The sequence below is a fragment of the Nocardiopsis baichengensis YIM 90130 genome (assembly GCF_000341205.1).
In the GTDB taxonomy this organism is placed as follows: Bacteria; Actinomycetota; Actinomycetes; order Streptosporangiales; family Streptosporangiaceae; genus Nocardiopsis_A; species Nocardiopsis_A halophila.
In genome coordinates, this window is the sequence record NZ_ANAS01000001.1 from 15,134 (window position 1) to 30,675 (window position 15,542).

A 15,542-nucleotide genomic window follows, 5' to 3' on the forward strand; every position below is an offset into this window, starting at 1 on the left:
GCACGAACCGGTCGGCCGTCACTACAGTAAAGGGTCATGAGTTCTCGACTCTCCTTCCGGGACGCCCTCGCCCGCCGCGTCATCGTCGCCGATGGCGCGATGGGCACGATGCTGCAAGGCCATGATCTCGGCCTCGACGACTTCGAAGGCCACGAAGGCTGCAACGAGATCCTCAACATCACCCGCCCAGACGTGGTGCGCTCGACCCACGCGGGCTTCTTCGACGTGGGCGTGGACTGCGTCGAGACGAACACCTTCGGTGCCAACTTCGGCAACCTCGGCGAGTACGACATCGTGGACCGCACCTACGAGCTCGCCGAGTCCGGCGCCCGCATCGCACGCGAGGTCGCCGATGAGTACTCCACCCCCGACCACCCCCGCTACGTCCTGGGCTCGGTGGGCCCGGGAACCAAGCTCCCCTCCCTGGGCCACGCGCCCTTCGCCACCCTCCGCGACTACTACGAGCAGTGCCACCGCGGGCTGATCGAGGGCGGCGCCGACGCCATCCTCATCGAGACCTGCCAGGACCTGCTGCAGACCAAGGCCGCCGTGATCGGGGCGATGCGGGCCCGCCGCGCGCTGGGCAGCGACATCACCGTGATCGCGCAGGTCACCATCGAGACCACCGGCACCATGCTGATGGGCTCGGAGATCGGCGCCGCGGTCACCGCGCTGGAGCCGCTGGGCATCGACATGATCGGGCTCAACTGCGCCACCGGCCCGGCCGAGATGAGCGAGCACCTGCGCTACCTGTCCCAGCACGCCACCGTGCCGATCTCCTGCATGCCCAACGCGGGCCTGCCCCAGCTGGGCTCCGAGGGAGCGGTCTACCCGCTCACCCCGAGCGAGCTGGCCGACGCCCACGACAGCTTCACCTCCGAGTTCGGGCTGTCCATGGCCGGCGGCTGCTGCGGCACCACCCCCGAGCACCTGCGCCACGTGGTCGAGCGGGTGCAGGGGCGGGGGATCAAGGACCGCACGCCGGAGAGCCCGGCCGCGGCCGCCTCGCTCTACCAGAGCGTGCCCTTCCGCCAGGACGCCAGCTACCTCGCCGTCGGCGAGCGCACCAACGCCAACGGATCCAAGAAGTTCCGCGAGGCGATGGTCGAGGAGCGCTACGACGACTGCGTGGAGATCGCCCGCGAGCAGATCAGCGACGGCGCCCACCTGCTCGACCTGAACGTGGACTACGTGGGCCGGGACGGCACCCAGGACATGCGCGAGCTCGCCTCGCGCCTGGCCACCGCCTCCACCCTGCCGCTGATGCTGGACTCCACCGAGCCGGGGGTGCTGGAGGCCGGCCTGGAGCTGGTCGGCGGCCGCGCGGTGATCAACTCGGTCAACTACGAGGACGGCGACGGGCCGGACTCGCGCTTCGCCCGCATCATGCGCCTGGTCAAGGAGCACGGCGCCGCCGTGGTGGGGCTGTGCATCGACGAGGAGGGCCAGGCCCGCACCTGCGACTGGAAGGTCCGGGTCGCCAGCCGCCTCATCGACGACCTGGTGGAGAACTGGGGCATGAGGGTCGGCGACATCGTCATCGACACCCTGACCTTCCCCATCACCACCGGCCAGGAGGAGACGCGCCGCGACGGCATCGAGACCCTCGAGGCCATCAAGGAGCTCAAGCGCCGCTACCCGGACGTGCAGACCACGCTGGGCCTGTCCAACCTGTCCTTCGGCCTCAACCCGGCCGGCCGTATCGTCCTCAACTCGGTCTACCTGGCCGAGGCGGTCGAGGCGGGCCTGGACTCGGCGATCGTGCACGCCTCCAAGATCCTGCCGATGAACCAGATCCCCGAGGACCAGCGCAAGGCGGCCCTCGACCTGATCTACGACCGGCGCGAGGGCGACTTCGACCCGCTGGCCGCGTTCATGGAGCTCTTCGACGGCGTGGACGCCAAGGAGATGAAGGCCTCCCGGGCCGAGGCGCTGGCCGCGCTGCCGCTGTGGGAGCGCCTGCAGCGCCGCATCATCGACGGCGAGCAGGTCGGCATGCAGGAGGACCTGGACGCGGCCCTCACCGAGAAGAAGGCGCTGGAGATCGTCAACGACGACCTCCTGGCGGGCATGAAGGTCGTGGGCGACCTGTTCGGCTCCGGCCAGATGCAGCTGCCGTTCGTCCTGAAGTCGGCCGAGGTGATGAAGGCCGCGGTGGCCCACCTCGAACCGCACATGGAGAAGAACGAGGACGACGACGGCAAGGGCCGCATCGTGCTGGCCACCGTCAAGGGCGACGTCCACGACATCGGCAAGAACCTCGTCGACATCATCCTGTCCAACAACGGCTACGACGTGGTCAACATCGGCATCAAGCAGCCGGTGACGGCGATCCTGGAGGCCGCCGAGGACAACAAGGCCGACATGATCGGCATGTCCGGCCTGCTGGTGAAGTCGACGGTCATCATGAAGGAGAACCTGGAGGAGATGAACTCCCGGGGCATCTCCGACAAGTTCCCGGTGCTGCTGGGCGGTGCCGCGCTCACCCGCTCCTTCGTCGAGGAGGACCTGGCCGAGCTGTACGAGGGCGAGGTCCGCTACGCCAAGGACGCCTTCGAGGGGCTGCGCCTGATGGACGCCTTCATGGCGGTCAAGCGCGGCGAGGAGGGCGCCGAGCTGCCGCCGCTGCGCACCCGCCGGGTCAAGGGCGGCGCCAAGCTCAAGGTGACCGCGCCCGAGGACATGCCCGCCCGCAGCGACGTGGCCACCGACAACCCGGTGCCCACCCCGCCGTTCTGGGGCGACCGGATCAGCAAGGGCATCCCGCTGGCCGACTACACCGCCTACCTGGACGAGCGGGCCACCTTCATGGGCCAGTGGGGGCTCAAGGGCTCCCGCGGCAAGGAGGGCCCCACCTACGAGGAGCTGGTGGAGACCGAGGGCCGGCCGCGCATGCGGATGTGGCTGGACCGCATCCAGACCGAGGGCTGGCTGGAGGCCGCGGTCGTCTACGGCCACTTCCCCTGCTACAGCGAGGGCGACGACCTGGTCGTCCTGGGCGAGGACGGCGCCGAGCGGACCCGCTTCAGCTTCCCGCGCCAGCGCCGCGACCGGCACCTGTGCCTGTCGGACTTCTTCCGGCCGAAGGAGTCGGGGGAGACCGACGTGGTGTCCTTCCAGGTCGTCACCGTCGGCGGCGGCATCAGCCGCGCCACCCAGGAGCTGTTCGAGAAGGACGCCTACCGCGACTACCTCGAGCTGCACGGCCTGTCGGTGCAGCTGACCGAGGCGCTGGCGGAGTACTGGCACACCCGGATCCGCTCCGAGCTGGGCTTCGACGGCGAGGACCCGGACGACATCGAGCAGTTCTTCAAGCTGGGCTACCGGGGGGCGCGGTTCTCCCTGGGGTACGGGGCCTGCCCCGACCTGGAGGACCGGGCCAAGATCATGAAGCTGCTGGAGCCCGAGCGCGTCGGCGTCACCCTGTCGGAGGAGTTCCAGCTCGTCCCCGAGCAGGCGACCGACGCGATCGTCATCCACCACCCGGAAGCCAAGTACTTCAACGTCTGACGGGCCGCCGCCCGCAGGCACCCGACGAACGAAGGAGGAAGGGCCCCGCACCCCGCGCGAGCGGGGGCGGGGCCCCACCGCGATGAGCAGCACACCGACCCGCGCCCTGCCCGAGGCCGTCCTGTTCGACATGGACGGCACCCTGATCGACAGCGAAGGGCTGTGGGGGGACGCCGAGGCCGAGGTCGTCGCCGGACTGGGCGGCGTCTGGACCGAGGACGACCACCACCGCAACGTGGGCGGGGCCGCGGAGTCGGTGGGCCGCTACATCGCCGACCTGACCGGGGCCCAGGCCACGCCCCGGGAGATCATCGCGCTGCTGCAGGAGGCGTTCGGGCGCCGGCTGGCCGAGGGCGCCGACCCGCGGCCGGGCGCCGAGGAGCTGGTGGCCGCGGTCGCGGCCGCGCCGGTGCGCTCGGCGCTGGTCACCTCCACCGAGCGCCTGCTGATCGAGCCGGCGATCGGCGCGATCGGGCTGGGCTCGTTCGACCTGTCGGTGGGCGGCGACGAGGTGGAGGCCAACAAGCCGGACCCGGCGCCCTACCTGAAGGCCGCCCGCCTGCTGGGCGTGGACCCGGCGCGCTGCGTGGCGGTGGAGGACTCGGTCGTGGGCGTGGCCTCGGCGCTGGCCGCGGGCTGCGCCACGATCGCGGTCCCGATGATGGTGCCGATCGAGCCGGCCGAGGGCCTGACGGTCGTCGACTCCCTGGAGGAGGTCGGCCTGGACCGCCTGTCCGAGATCGCCGAACGCCACGCCGCCCGCTCCGCCGGGGTCTGATCCCGGACGGAGCCTGCAGGATCCGTCGTGGGGCCGGGCGCGATGCCCGGCCCCACGCGTGTGTCCGGCCGGGCCGGTGCCCGTCGCGAAATCGAGATCACGCGAGGGCCTCCAGGTCGTCAGGTCGATCGTGCGGAGCCCGCCGTCCTCGAGGACATGGCTACCCCCACTCGCCCCGGTCGGGGTCGGCGGGGAGGATGCTGCGCAGGCCGACCTCGGGGTGGCGGGGCCTCTTCCACTCACGGGGGTAGCCGATCGACACCTCCTCGAAGCGGACGCCGTCGTACCAGGTCGTCCTGGGGATGTGCAGGTGCCCGTAGACCACGCACTGCGCGCGGAACCTCAGGTGCCAGTCGGCCGTGCGGTCGGTTCCGCACCACTGGGCGAACTGGGGGTAGCGCAGGATGTCGGTGGGCGTGCGCACCAGCGGGTAGTGGTTGACCAGCACCGTGGGCAGGTCGGCCGGGCACTCCTCCAGGCGGCGCTCGGTCTCCTCCACGCGTGCGGCGCACCAGGCCGCGCGGTCGGGGTAGGGGTCCGGGTGGAGCAGGTACTCGTCGGTGCACACGATCCCGGTGTCGTAGGCGACCTGGAGCGACTCCTCCTTGGTGGCCGTCCCGGGGGCGAGGAACGAGTAGTCGTAGAGCAGGAACAGGGGGGCGACCACCACCGGTCCGCCGGGCCCGTCCCAGACGGGGTACGGGTCCTCGGGCGTGAGGACGTCCAGCTCCCGGCAGACCTTGACCAGGTGCTCGTAGCGCTCCACCCCGCGCAGGTCCACCGTGTCGCGCTTGGACGTCCACAGCTCGTGGTTCCCGGGCGTCCAGAGGACCTTGGCGAACCTCTCCCGGAGCACCCCGAGGGCCCAGGCGATGCGGTCGACGGTCTCGGCCACGTCCCCGGCCACGATCAGCCAGTCCTCGGGGGATCCGGGGCGCAGCCCCTCCACGACCGCGCGGTTGTCGGGGTGGGCGGCGTGCAGGTCGCTCACCGCGAGCAGGGAGCCGGTCATGCCGCACCTCCGGCGCGGTCGCCGGCCGGATGCACAGTGGGGCGGCGGAGGCCGGTCGCTCCGCCGCCGCGGCTGGTCGTCATCGTCGAGGGCCGCCCTTCCCACGGGGTCCTGTCGCAGCGGTCCCCATTCAATCCGGTCCCGCCGGGCCGGCGCACCCCGGGGCGGGGCGGGGTCAGGCCGCGGGCGCGGTCCGGCGCATGTGGGCGCGGCGCCGCAGGGCGGTCGCACCCATCACGGTGCCCCGGCCCTCCGCGGCCTCGACCGTGTCCATCGGGGCGATGCCGCGACTCTCGGCGGTGCCGCGAAGGGGCGCGCGAACCGGCGGCGCTCTTCTCACGCAACGTTAACCCCGGACGGCTCTCCGCCTCTGACCAGGGAGGACGGTGTGCGTTCCCAGGAATCTCCCAGGGGTCTCCCCGGTCCTTCACAGTGCGTTCGGCTTGTGTTCACCGAGTCGTCGCCGACCGGCGAAGGGAGAACCATGGCCGACCCGTCCACCCCGAACGGTCCCGGGGACCGGCTGCGCGCCCCCGGCGGGCTGCACGCCTTCAACCGTTACGAGATCAAGTACCTCGTCCCCCGGGCGCAGGTGCCGCAGGTCCGTGCCGAGCTGAGCGCGCGTATGCAGGCGGACGCCAATGCCGGCGCCAACGGCTACGGGGTCTGGAGCCTCTACTACGACACCCGGCGGCTCCGTTTCTACTGGGAGAAGATCGAGGGCCTGAGGTTCCGGCGCAAGCTGCGCATCCGCCGCTACGGCGAGGTGGGCGAGGCGCCCGAGGACACGCCGGTCTCGGTGGAGATCAAGCAGCGGGTCAACCGCGTCACCCAGAAGCGCCGCGTCATGCTCCCGTACCGCCTGGCCCGCGACCTGTGCGACCGGCGGGTGCGGGTGGAGCACCCCGGGGCGGACCAGGCCTTCGTCGACGAGGTGCTCGACCTGGTGCACCGGCTCGACCTGCGCCCCACCGCCATGACCGGCTACCGGCGCGAGCCCTACGTCGGCACCGGCTCCGACCTGGGGCTGCGGGTGACCCTGGACCACCGTGTGCGCGGGCGCGACCGCGACTTCGACCTGCGTGCGGAGGCGGAGAACCGCTCCATCGTTCCCCCGCACCTGGCGGTGATGGAGGTCAAGGCCAACGAGCGCGCCCCGTACTGGGTGACCGACATGGCCGCCAGGTGCGGACTGCAGGTCCAGCGGATCTCCAAGTACTGCCAGAGCGTGGAGGCGTTCGGCAAGGCGCCGCGCTCGGTCTTCCACGTGGCGCTCGACGAGTCCGCCGACGCCTGAGCCCCGTACCCCTGCGCACCCGCGCTCCTGTCCGCTCACGCGAACCGAAGACCAAGGACCACTGGAAGCCTCATGAACCTCGATTTCGGCATCACCGACCTGTCCGGCACGTTCAGCGTCATGGACGTGGTGGCGGCCCTGTCGCTCGCCTTCGTGACGAGCCTGGTCGTCGCCTGGACCTACCGCACCACCCACCGCAACATCTCCTACAGCCAGAGCTTCGTGCACACGCTCATCGTGCTCGGCATGCTCATCGCCCTGATCATGCTGGTCGTCGGCTCCAACGTGGCCCGGGCGTTCGCCCTGGTGGGGGCGTTGTCCGTGGTCCGCTTCCGCAACGCGATCAAGGAGACCCGAGACGTCGGGTTCATCTTCCTGGTCATGGGCCTGGGCATGGCCTGCGGCACCCGCTTCTACGCCCTGGCCGCGATCGCCACCGTCGTCATCTGCGCGGTCGTGCTGCTCATGCACCGCTTCAACTGGTTCGCGCTGAACGTCCAGCGCCAGGTGGTCAAGGTGCAGGTGCCCGCCGACGGCACCGACCACGGGGCGGCCCTGGACGACGTGCTCATCGCCTGCACCGACGAGCACGAGCTGATCAGCACCGAGACGGTGCGCGGCGGCACACTGCTGGAGCTGGCCTACACCGCCCGCCTGAAGAAGGGCGTCGCCCCGGGCGACCTCGTCGAGCGCCTGCGCGCGGTGACCGCCGGGCAGAAGGCCACCGTCCTGACCGGCTACGACCAGACGGACCTGTGATGGCGGTGCCGGTACGCGTGCGCCGCCACTGGAGGACCGCTGCGGCGGTGTGCGCCGCCCTGCTCGCCCTGGTGGTGTTCTTCGGGGACGCCCGGATACGCCCCTACACCACCTCGGATCCGGTCTCCGAGGAGGCGGTCACTCAGGACATCGAAGGGGAGGGGGACCTCTTCGACGGCGGCGGGCACACCATCGAGGTCTCCTACGACCCGTCCCAGTACGCGGACATGATCGACACCTTCCGGACCTCGGGGGAGAAGGAGTACATCAAGGCCGACGTGGTGATCGACGGCACCGCCGTCGAGGACGTGGGCCTGCGCCTGAAGGGCAACTCGACGCTGTCGAGCCTGCGCGGAGGCGGCCAGGGCGGCACGGTGCAGCAGGGGAGGGGCCCCGGAGGCGTGTCCCTGTCCGAGGACGAACCCGAGGCGCTGCCCTGGCTGGTGTCGTTCGACGAGTACGTGGAGGGCCGCGCCTACCAGGGCAGCACCGAGATCGCCCTGAGGCCCGCCACCTCCACCTCCGACACCGCCCTCAACGAGGCGCTGGCACTGGGCCTGACCGAGGCGGCGGGGCAGACGACGCAGGACCTCTCCTTCACCGCGCTGTCGGTCAACGGCGGCGATGCCGAGCCGCGGATCGTCCTGGACGCCCCGGACGCCCCGTGGGCCGACGGGCTCGGTGACGGCGTGCTGTACAAGGCGCGGGCGGAGGGCTCCTTCGACTACCTGGGCGACGACCCGACCGACTACGAGGACGCCTTCAAGCAGATCAACGCCGAGGGCGCCTACGACCTGCAACCGGTGATGGACCTGCTGGAGTTCGTCGACGAGGCCGGCGACGAGGAGTTCGCGTCCGAGCTGGACGAGCACGTGGACGTCGAATCCTTCGCCTCCTACCTCGCGCTCCAGGACCTGATGTCCAACGGCGACGCCATGGACGGCCCGGGCAACAACTACTACCTCTGGTACGACGCCGGCGAGGACCGCTTCACGGTGCTGTCCTGGGACCTGAACATGGCCTTCGGAGGCATGGGCATGATGGGCGGAGGCCCGGGAGGCCGGGGAGGCGCGGAAGGGATGCAGCCTCCGGAGGAGGGCATGCAGGCCCCTGAAGGCAGGGAGCCGCCCGGCGGCGGTGATGGCGGTGGCGGCCCGGGCATGGGCGGCAGCGGGGCCCTCAAGGAGCGGTTCCTGGAGAACGACGAGTTCGCCCAGCTCTACGAAGAGGCCTATGCGGACCTCTACGAGAGCCTGGTCCAGAGCGGTACGGCCGCCGACCTCCTGGACTCCGAGGTCGCCCAGGCTCAAGCCGTCGGCGATGAGGAAGCCGCCTCGGCGCAGGAGGCCCTCGCCGAACAGATCGCCTCGATCCCAGAGGAGAGCGCGTGAGGGGAGGCCGGCAGGGTACGCAGCGAAAGGGCCGCCGACCCCCCTCACGGGTGGACCCTACTCTCACGCGGGGAGAGGTTCGAATCGGGAGGAGCCGGGGGTCAGTCGGTGCGGTACTGGGCCCGCTGTGCGCCCAGGCGCTCGGCGAACTCCTCGGCGGCCTCCAGCTTCCTCCGCAGGGCGACGCTGCGCTCCGTGGCCGACGTGTAGTACTCGTCCAGGCGCCGCAGCAGGTCCTCGCGTGCAGGGCCGCCCTGTGGGCCCGCGTCGAGCTCGTCCAGGACGCCGAGGAGGTCCTTGACCTCCTCCAAGGAGAAGTCGAGGGGCTTCATCCTCTTGATGAGCAGGAGCCTCTGCACGTCCGCCTCCGTATAGAGGCGGAACCCGCCCTGTGAACGCGCGGAGGGGCGCACCACCCCCACGTCGTCATAGTGGCGGATCGTGCGCAGCGACAGACCCGTGCGCTCGGCCACCTCGCCGATCCGCATGAGCGCGTCGCCCATTGGAGCCTCCCCTGGTCCTGTTCCGCCTCCGGGCGGAATCCGTCCTGGAGAGTGTGCCATGCGGACGGGCCCGGACGCGCACAGGCGCCGGGGCGGGGCCCGCAGAGGTCGAACGCACCCGGCGGTGACCTGCGAGCCCGCGCCCGGTGCGGGCGCCGCCGATGGGTGAAGCGCAGCTCAGGTCACCCGTGAAGCCGCGGTGAATACGAGGCGTCACAAGCAGTGGTGGGGCGTAGTAGTTACCTGATCTTAGACGAACCGTGATTTAACTCCTTCTAAATTGGCCGCAGCGTGCATCAGAGGCCGAATCTCGCTCACTCCTGTCGAGAGCCGTCCCCGACCCCGGGACCTGCGGTACCGCAGGGGTGGGTGCCGCTCGCTGATGCGTACCACCCGAAGTTCGAGAGAGGCGGGACATTGAAGAGAACAGCGCTGGGCACGGTCGCGGCCACAGCCGCGACGGCCCTCCTGCTGTCGGCCTGCGGCACCGGCGGAGACGGCGGAACGGGCGCCTCCGACGCTGAGTTCGACCAGGGGCAGACAGAGATCGTCAACGCCTCCGAGGAGCAGGGCGGCACCCTGCGGTTCGCCATCTCGGCGAACATGGAGAGCACCGACCCGGGCAACGTGTACTACGGGTACATGTGGAACTTCTCCCGGCTGTACGCGCGAACGCTCTACACCTACGACGCGCAGCCGGGCGAGGCGGGCCAGAAGGTCGTCCCGGACCTCGCCGAGGGCGACCCCGAGGTGAGCGAGGACGGCAAGACCTGGACCGTCAAGATCAAGCCGGGCATGAAGTACGAGGACGGCTCGGAGATCACCGCCGAGGACGTCAAGTACGCCATCGCGCGCAGCAACTTCGGCCCCGAGGCCCTGCCGAACGGCCCCAAGTACTACCAGGAGCACCTGGCCGACTCCGACAACTACGAGGGCCCCTACGAGGACACCGACGACCCCCTCGAGGGCTTCGACGGCATCGAGACCCCGGACGACCACACCATGGTCTTCCACCTCAAGAAGCCGTTCTACGACTTCAAGTACGTCATGGTGCAGCCGCAGTCCGCGCCGGTCCCGGCCGATGCCGACAAGGGCGAGCAGTACCAGAAGCACGTCGTCTCCTCCGGGCCCTACAAGTTCGACGGCGACTACACGCCGGGCAGCGGCCTGAACCTGGTGCGCAACGAGGAGTGGGACGCCGAGTCCGACCCGGTCCGCACCGCCCTGCCGGACCGGATCACGGTCGAGGAGGGCGTGGAGCAGAACGAGATCGACCAGCGCCTCGAGAGCGGCGACCTCGACGTCGACCTGGGCGGAACCGGCCTGGGCCCGGCCAAGAAGGGTGAGCTGCTCCAGGACGAGGACGCCAAGACGAGCATCGACAACCCGGTCAACGGTGCCCACTACTACCTGACGGTCAACACCCAGGTGGAGCCGCTGGACACGCTGGAGTGCCGCCAGGCCGTGCAGTACGCGCTCAACCGCAGCGCCGTGCACCGCGCCTGGGGCGGCTCGGCGGGCGGCGCCATGGCCAACACGATCCTGCCGCCCGTGGTCCCCGGCCACGACGAGGAGAGCGCTGTCTACCCGGCCGAGGACCCCGAGGCCCAGGAGGGCAACGTCCCCGAGGCCGAGGCCAAGCTGGAGGAGTGCGGCGAGGACGGCGGCTTCGAGACCAACCTCGGCGTGCGCAGCGACCGTCCGGCGGAGGTCTCGGCGGCCGAGGCCATCCAGGAGGGCCTCAAGCGCGCGGGCATCACGGTGAACATCAAGCAGTACCCCTCCGACACGTTCACCAACACCCAGGCGGGCTCCCCGAGCTTCGTGCACAAGGAGGAGCTGGGCCTGAACATCTACGGGTGGATGCCCGACTGGAACACCGGCTACGGCTACATGAGCAAGATCCTGGACGGCGACGCCATCAAGGACGCCGGCAACTCCAACATCTCCGAGCTGGACAACGAGGAGATCAACGAGCTCTTCGACGAGATCACCGCGATCGAGGACCCGGAAGAGCGCGACGCGATGTCGAAGAAGATCGACAAGCTCGCCATGGAGCAGGCCGTCATCGTCCCGATGGTCTACCACAAGGCCGTGCTGTACCGGCCTGACACCCTGACCAACGTCTTCTTCAACCAGAGCTGGAAGATGTACGACTACGCCACCCTCGGGACCACCAACACCGGCTGATCCCAAGCGAGCACCGCCCGGGGTGCGGCGCCGCGCGCGCCGCACCCCGGGTCTCGTTCGTCCGGGGGATCCCCCTTTCCCTAGGGAGCGACCCCGATGCGCGGCCGGAGCCGCGATGCGAGACTGGGGGCATGCCGGAGACATTGCCGATCGCAGGTCCGATGCTCGGGGCGGCCATCACCATCGTGGGGCTGCTGATCTCGTGGGTGGTCTGGCGCCGCCGGGGCGCGGCCGCGGGGCTGCGCGGCGTGGCCTGGTCGCTGGTCCCGCTCGCCGCCGGCCTCCTGGGGCTCATGGCCACGCTGTGGCGCGCCGCGGCCGACATCGTCGGGATCCTGGCCGGCCTGCTGTTCAATCCGATGGTCTGGGCCGGGGTCGCGGTGGCGGCCGTGGCGGCGGTGCTGTTCGTGGTCTCGGGGGTCATGCGGGCCCGGGGCATGGGCGGCGCCCAGGGCCGGAAGACGCGCGAGAAGAAGGCCGCCGAAGGGTCCGGCGCGGCCCCCGGCCTGGAGGGCCCCTCCGGGGCCCAGGGGCCGGCGGCCCAGGCGCCGGGCGGCTCGGCGGGCAAGGCGGGCGCCAAGGGCTCCAAGGGCTCCAAGGGCGGCGACGACGACATGGGCGACATCGAGGACCTGCTGCGCAAGCACGGGATCGAGTGAGCGGTCCTCCTCCTGCGGCGTCCCGTTAGGGGCCGCCGCTCCAGCGACGCGCGCTCCGCGAGGCGGGGCGCGCGATTAATGTCCGCTTCATGGTGTTTTATACCTTTTCTTGTCGTATGATGTGCGCCATGGTGCCGCCGCCCCCGTGCGCGCCCCCTGCGGGCGCGCCGTCAGAGGGGCGGCGGGTCCTTTCGGGCAGACTGGGTGGCGCCGGGTGAACGCCTGCCGACGTGTCGTGACATGACGGATTCGTTGGTGAGCAGTCACGATTCAGCCACAACGGTGTGATTTGGACGGACTGACATGTGAGCAGGCGTACATTGATCGCGGTGCAAACCGATCTGCACCGATCCTGTTAGCCACGTCGAGCTTCGGTGTTAAGCCGACGGGTGCGCTGGCAGATCCGGCGGCGGGCCCCGGCCCCCTGCCGGATGCGACCGGCCAGCCCGGGCCGGCCCACCCGGCCGGACCCCGAGCCGGGCGGTCGACCCATCACCGGCCGCCCGCCGGTGCCGAAGCCGCGACACTCAAGCGGAGTAGTGGGGGAGTAGTGGTGCCATGAGCGCGCCTTCGGACGCACCTGAGAAGCAGGTGGAGGACAGCGGCGCCGCAGCCGGCCAGAAGGCGTCGGCGGCCGCCAACCGGTCCCTCCGCCAGATCGCCTGGCAGCGCTTCCGCCGCGACAAGGTCGCCATGGCCGGCGCCATCGTGGTGCTGCTGCTCATCGCCATGGCGGTGCTGGCCCCCCTGCTGACCAAGCTCCTCGGGTTCCCGCCCAACGAGTTCCACCAGAGCCTGATGGACCCGCTGACCGGCGGCGCCCTGAAGGACCCGGACGACCCGGCGGCGGGCATCGACCCCTGGGGCGGCATGTCCGCCGAGCACCTGCTCGGCCTGGAGCCGGTCACCGGCCGGGACATGTTCAGCCGGATCGTCTACGGCGCGCAGATCTCCCTGCTGGTCGCCTTCGGCGCCACCGTGCTGTGCGTGATCATCGGCACCGTGCTGGGCATCGTCGCCGGCTACTTCGGCGGGGTCACCGACACCATCATCAGCCGGGCCATGGACATCTTCCTGGCCTTCCCCCTGCTGCTGTTCGCCATCGCCCTGGCCGGGGTCATCCCCGACGGCGCCTTCGGGCTGGAGGGCAACGCGCTGCGGGTGGGCCTGCTGATCTTCATCATCGGGTTCTTCAACTGGCCCTACATCGGCCGCATCGTGCGCGGGCAGACGCTCACCCTCAAGGAGCGCGAGTTCGTCGAGGCGGCGCGCAGCCTGGGGGCCGGGAGCGGGCACATCCTCTTCCGCGAGCTGCTGCCCAACCTGATCACGCCGATCCTCGTCTACTCGACCCTGCTCATCCCGACGAACATCATCTTCGAGGCCTCCCTCTCCTTCCTCGGCGTCGGGATCAATCCCCCCACCCCGAGCTGGGGCGGCATGCTGTCCGACTCGCTGGACTTCTACACCACGTCGCCCCATTTCGTGATCATCCCGGGCCTGGCCATCTTCATCACCGTGCTCGCGTTCAACCTGTTCGGTGACGGCCTGCGGGACGCCTTCGACCCCCGCTCGTCCGACTGAGCGCACGGGGGCGGCCGACCCGGGGCGGGCCGGGGGCCGCGGCGAGCATCACGCGCAACGAGAAAGGCATGGAATTGAGGAAGTCAGCACTGGGGCTTGCCGCTCTGGGGGTGTCGTCGGCGCTGCTGCTGAGCGCGTGCGGCGGCGGTGGCTCCGACGGCGGCGGCTCGGCCGGGTCCTACGACCAGGGCACCACGGAGGTCGTCAACGCCTCCGAGGAGTCCGGCGGCACCCTGCGGTACGCCATCTCCGCCAACATGGAGAGCACCGACCCGGGCAACACCTACTACGGCTACGTCTGGAACTTCAGCCGGTACTACGCCCGGACGCTGCTCACCTACAGCCCCGAGCCCGGCGCGAAGTCCACCGAGCCGGTGCCGGACATGGCCGCGGAGATGCCCGACATCAGCGACGACGGCACGTCCTACACCGTGAAGCTCCGCGACGGCCTCACCTACGAGGACGGCTCGGCGGTCACCAGCGAGGACATCAAGTACGCCGTCGCGCGCAGCAACTTCGGCGAGGACGCGCTGCCCAACGGCCCGCGCTACTTCAAGGAGCTGCTGGCCGACAGCGACGACTACGAGGGGGTCAACGCCAACCCCTCCGACCCGCTGGCCGGCTTCGACGGCATCGAGACGCCGGACGACAAGACCATCGTCTTCCACCTGAAGAAGCCCTTCGCGGACTTCCCGTACGTGCTGGTTCAGCCGCAGACCGCCCCGGTCCCGGCCGACTCCGACAAGGGCCAGCAGTACCAGCAGCGCGTCGTCTCCTCCGGGCCCTACAAGTTCGAGGACGACTGGAAGCCCGGCAGCGGGCTCACCCTCGTGCGCAACGAGGAGTGGAACGCCGACTCCGACCCGATCCGCCCGGCGCTGCCCGACCGGATCACGGTCGAGGAGGGCGTCGACCAGAACGAGATCGACCAGCGCCTGATCAACGGCGAGCTCGACGTCGACCTGGGCGGCACCGGGCTGGGCCCGGCCAAGAAGGGCGAGATCCTCACCGACGAGGCCGCCAAGGCCAACGTGGACAACCCCGAGACCGGGGCCCTGCGCTACGTGGCCGTCAACACCGAGGTCGAGCCGCTGGACGACGAGGCGTGCCGCCAGGCGGTCATGTACGCCGCCGACCACAACTCGCTCCAGCGGGCCTGGGGCGGCGCCGCCGGCGGGGAGATCCCCAACGACGTGATCCCGCCGACGATCAAGGGCCACGACCCCGACCTGGACCTGTACCCCTCCGAGGACGACAAGGGCGACCTCGACAAGGCCGAGGCCAAGCTGGAGGAGTGCGGCGAGGACGGCGGCTTCGAGACCAACCTCGGCGTGCGCAGCGACCGCCCGACCGAGGTCGCCGCGGCCGAGGCGCTGCAGGCCAGCCTCGAGCGGGTCGGCATCGAGGTCGACATCAAGCAGTACCCCTCGGACAGCTTCACCAACACCCAGGCCGGCTCGCCCGACTTCGTCCACGAGAACGAGCTGGGCCTGAACGTCTACGGCTGGATCCCGGACTGGCCGACCGGCTACGGGTTCCTCAGCTACATCGTGCACGGCGACAACATCAAGGACGCCGGCAACTCCAACGTCTCCGAGCTGGACGACGAGCAGATCAACGACATGCTCGACCAGGCCGTGGAGACCGGGGACGAGCAGGAGCAGGAGCGCCTCTACAAGGAGGTCGACCGCCGGGTCATGGAGGCCGGGGCCATCCTGCCGATCGTCTTCGAGAAGTCGGTGCTGTACCGGCCGGAGAACCTGACGAACGTCTACTTCAGCGCCGGCTACGCGATGTACGACTACATGCCGCTCGGTACGACGAACCAGTAGCGGAACCCGGAACCCCGATCCTTCGAC

The 15,542-nt window shown here is 70.3% G+C and carries 11 protein-coding genes; 9 read left to right on the forward strand and 2 right to left on the reverse strand.

Going from position 1 to position 15,542, the window contains the following annotated elements:
- Nucleotides 1-36 precede the first annotated feature (36 nt).
- Complete coding sequence (metH, locus tag C892_RS0100070; protein ID WP_083934292.1) at nt 37-3,510, forward strand: methionine synthase; 3,474 nt, start codon at nt 37-39, stop codon at nt 3,508-3,510.
- A gap of 82 nt (nt 3,511-3,592) precedes the next feature.
- A complete protein-coding gene (locus C892_RS0100075) occupies nt 3,593-4,288 on the forward strand; it encodes an HAD family hydrolase (RefSeq protein ID WP_017537251.1) in 696 nt (231 codons plus the stop codon).
- A gap of 160 nt (nt 4,289-4,448) precedes the next feature.
- Here C892_RS0100075 and C892_RS0100080 read toward each other — a convergent pair whose 3' ends face one another.
- Complete coding sequence (locus C892_RS0100080; protein ID WP_017555487.1) at nt 4,449-5,300, reverse strand: metallophosphoesterase family protein; 852 nt, start codon at nt 5,298-5,300, stop codon at nt 4,449-4,451.
- Nucleotides 5,301-5,784: 484 nt separating this feature from the next.
- Here C892_RS0100080 and C892_RS0100090 point away from each other — a divergent pair, with 484 nt between their 5' ends.
- The 3 genes from C892_RS0100090 to C892_RS0100100 all read left to right on the forward strand — a co-directional run bounded on the left by C892_RS0100090 (nt 5,785) and on the right by C892_RS0100100 (nt 8,747).
- A complete protein-coding gene (locus C892_RS0100090) occupies nt 5,785-6,597 on the forward strand; it encodes a polyphosphate polymerase domain-containing protein (RefSeq protein WP_017555489.1) in 813 nt (270 codons plus the stop codon).
- 72 nt (nt 6,598-6,669) lie between these two features.
- Nucleotides 6,670-7,356 (forward strand): DUF4956 domain-containing protein, encoded by a 687-nt coding sequence (locus C892_RS0100095; RefSeq protein ID WP_017555490.1) that lies wholly within the window; start codon nt 6,670-6,672, stop codon nt 7,354-7,356.
- Complete coding sequence (locus tag C892_RS0100100) at nt 7,356-8,747, forward strand: CotH kinase family protein (RefSeq protein ID WP_040685201.1); 1,392 nt, start codon at nt 7,356-7,358, stop codon at nt 8,745-8,747. The genes C892_RS0100095 and C892_RS0100100 overlap by 1 nt, the downstream gene beginning before the upstream one ends.
- Nucleotides 8,748-8,848: 101 nt before the next feature.
- On the opposite strand, the gene C892_RS0100105 is transcribed toward C892_RS0100100, so the two are convergent.
- The gene (locus C892_RS0100105) at nt 8,849-9,250 is read right to left on the reverse strand and encodes a MerR family transcriptional regulator (RefSeq protein WP_017555492.1); all 402 of its coding nucleotides are present in this window, start codon (nt 9,248-9,250) and stop codon (nt 8,849-8,851) included.
- 417 nt (nt 9,251-9,667) lie between these two features.
- Here C892_RS0100105 and C892_RS0100110 point away from each other — a divergent pair, with 417 nt between their 5' ends.
- The 4 genes from C892_RS0100110 to C892_RS0100125 all read left to right on the forward strand — a co-directional run bounded on the left by C892_RS0100110 (nt 9,668) and on the right by C892_RS0100125 (nt 15,515).
- Nucleotides 9,668-11,440 (forward strand): ABC transporter substrate-binding protein, encoded by a 1,773-nt coding sequence (locus C892_RS0100110; RefSeq protein ID WP_017555493.1) that lies wholly within the window; start codon nt 9,668-9,670, stop codon nt 11,438-11,440.
- Nucleotides 11,441-11,601: 161 nt separating this feature from the next.
- A complete protein-coding gene (locus tag C892_RS0100115; protein ID WP_017555494.1) occupies nt 11,602-12,099 on the forward strand; it encodes a hypothetical protein in 498 nt (165 codons plus the stop codon).
- Between the two features lie 558 nt (nt 12,100-12,657).
- A complete protein-coding gene (locus C892_RS0100120) occupies nt 12,658-13,683 on the forward strand; it encodes an ABC transporter permease (protein WP_017555495.1) in 1,026 nt (341 codons plus the stop codon).
- Between the two features lie 68 nt (nt 13,684-13,751).
- Nucleotides 13,752-15,515 (forward strand): ABC transporter substrate-binding protein, encoded by a 1,764-nt coding sequence (locus C892_RS0100125; protein WP_083934293.1) that lies wholly within the window; start codon nt 13,752-13,754, stop codon nt 15,513-15,515.
- Nucleotides 15,516-15,542: the final 27 nt, after the last annotated feature.

Bases quoted from the DNA above. Each gene is read 5' to 3' on its own strand.
- C892_RS0100095 (WP_017555490.1), top strand. From the start codon at position 6,670: ATGAACCTCGATTTCGGCATCACCGACCTGTCCGGCACGTTCAGCGTC.
- C892_RS0100105 (WP_017555492.1), bottom strand. From the start codon at position 9,250: ATGGGCGACGCGCTCATGCGGATCGGCGAGGTGGCCGAGCGCACGGGT.
- C892_RS0100100 (WP_040685201.1), top strand. From the start codon at position 7,356: ATGGCGGTGCCGGTACGCGTGCGCCGCCACTGGAGGACCGCTGCGGCG.
- C892_RS0100075 (WP_017537251.1), top strand. From the start codon at position 3,593: ATGAGCAGCACACCGACCCGCGCCCTGCCCGAGGCCGTCCTGTTCGAC.
- C892_RS0100115 (WP_017555494.1), top strand. From the start codon at position 11,602: ATGCTCGGGGCGGCCATCACCATCGTGGGGCTGCTGATCTCGTGGGTG.
- metH (WP_083934292.1), top strand. From the start codon at position 37: ATGAGTTCTCGACTCTCCTTCCGGGACGCCCTCGCCCGCCGCGTCATC.
- C892_RS0100125 (WP_083934293.1), top strand. From the start codon at position 13,752: ATGGAATTGAGGAAGTCAGCACTGGGGCTTGCCGCTCTGGGGGTGTCG.
- C892_RS0100090 (WP_017555489.1), top strand. From the start codon at position 5,785: ATGGCCGACCCGTCCACCCCGAACGGTCCCGGGGACCGGCTGCGCGCC.
- C892_RS0100120 (WP_017555495.1), top strand. From the start codon at position 12,658: ATGAGCGCGCCTTCGGACGCACCTGAGAAGCAGGTGGAGGACAGCGGC.
- C892_RS0100080 (WP_017555487.1), bottom strand. From the start codon at position 5,300: ATGACCGGCTCCCTGCTCGCGGTGAGCGACCTGCACGCCGCCCACCCC.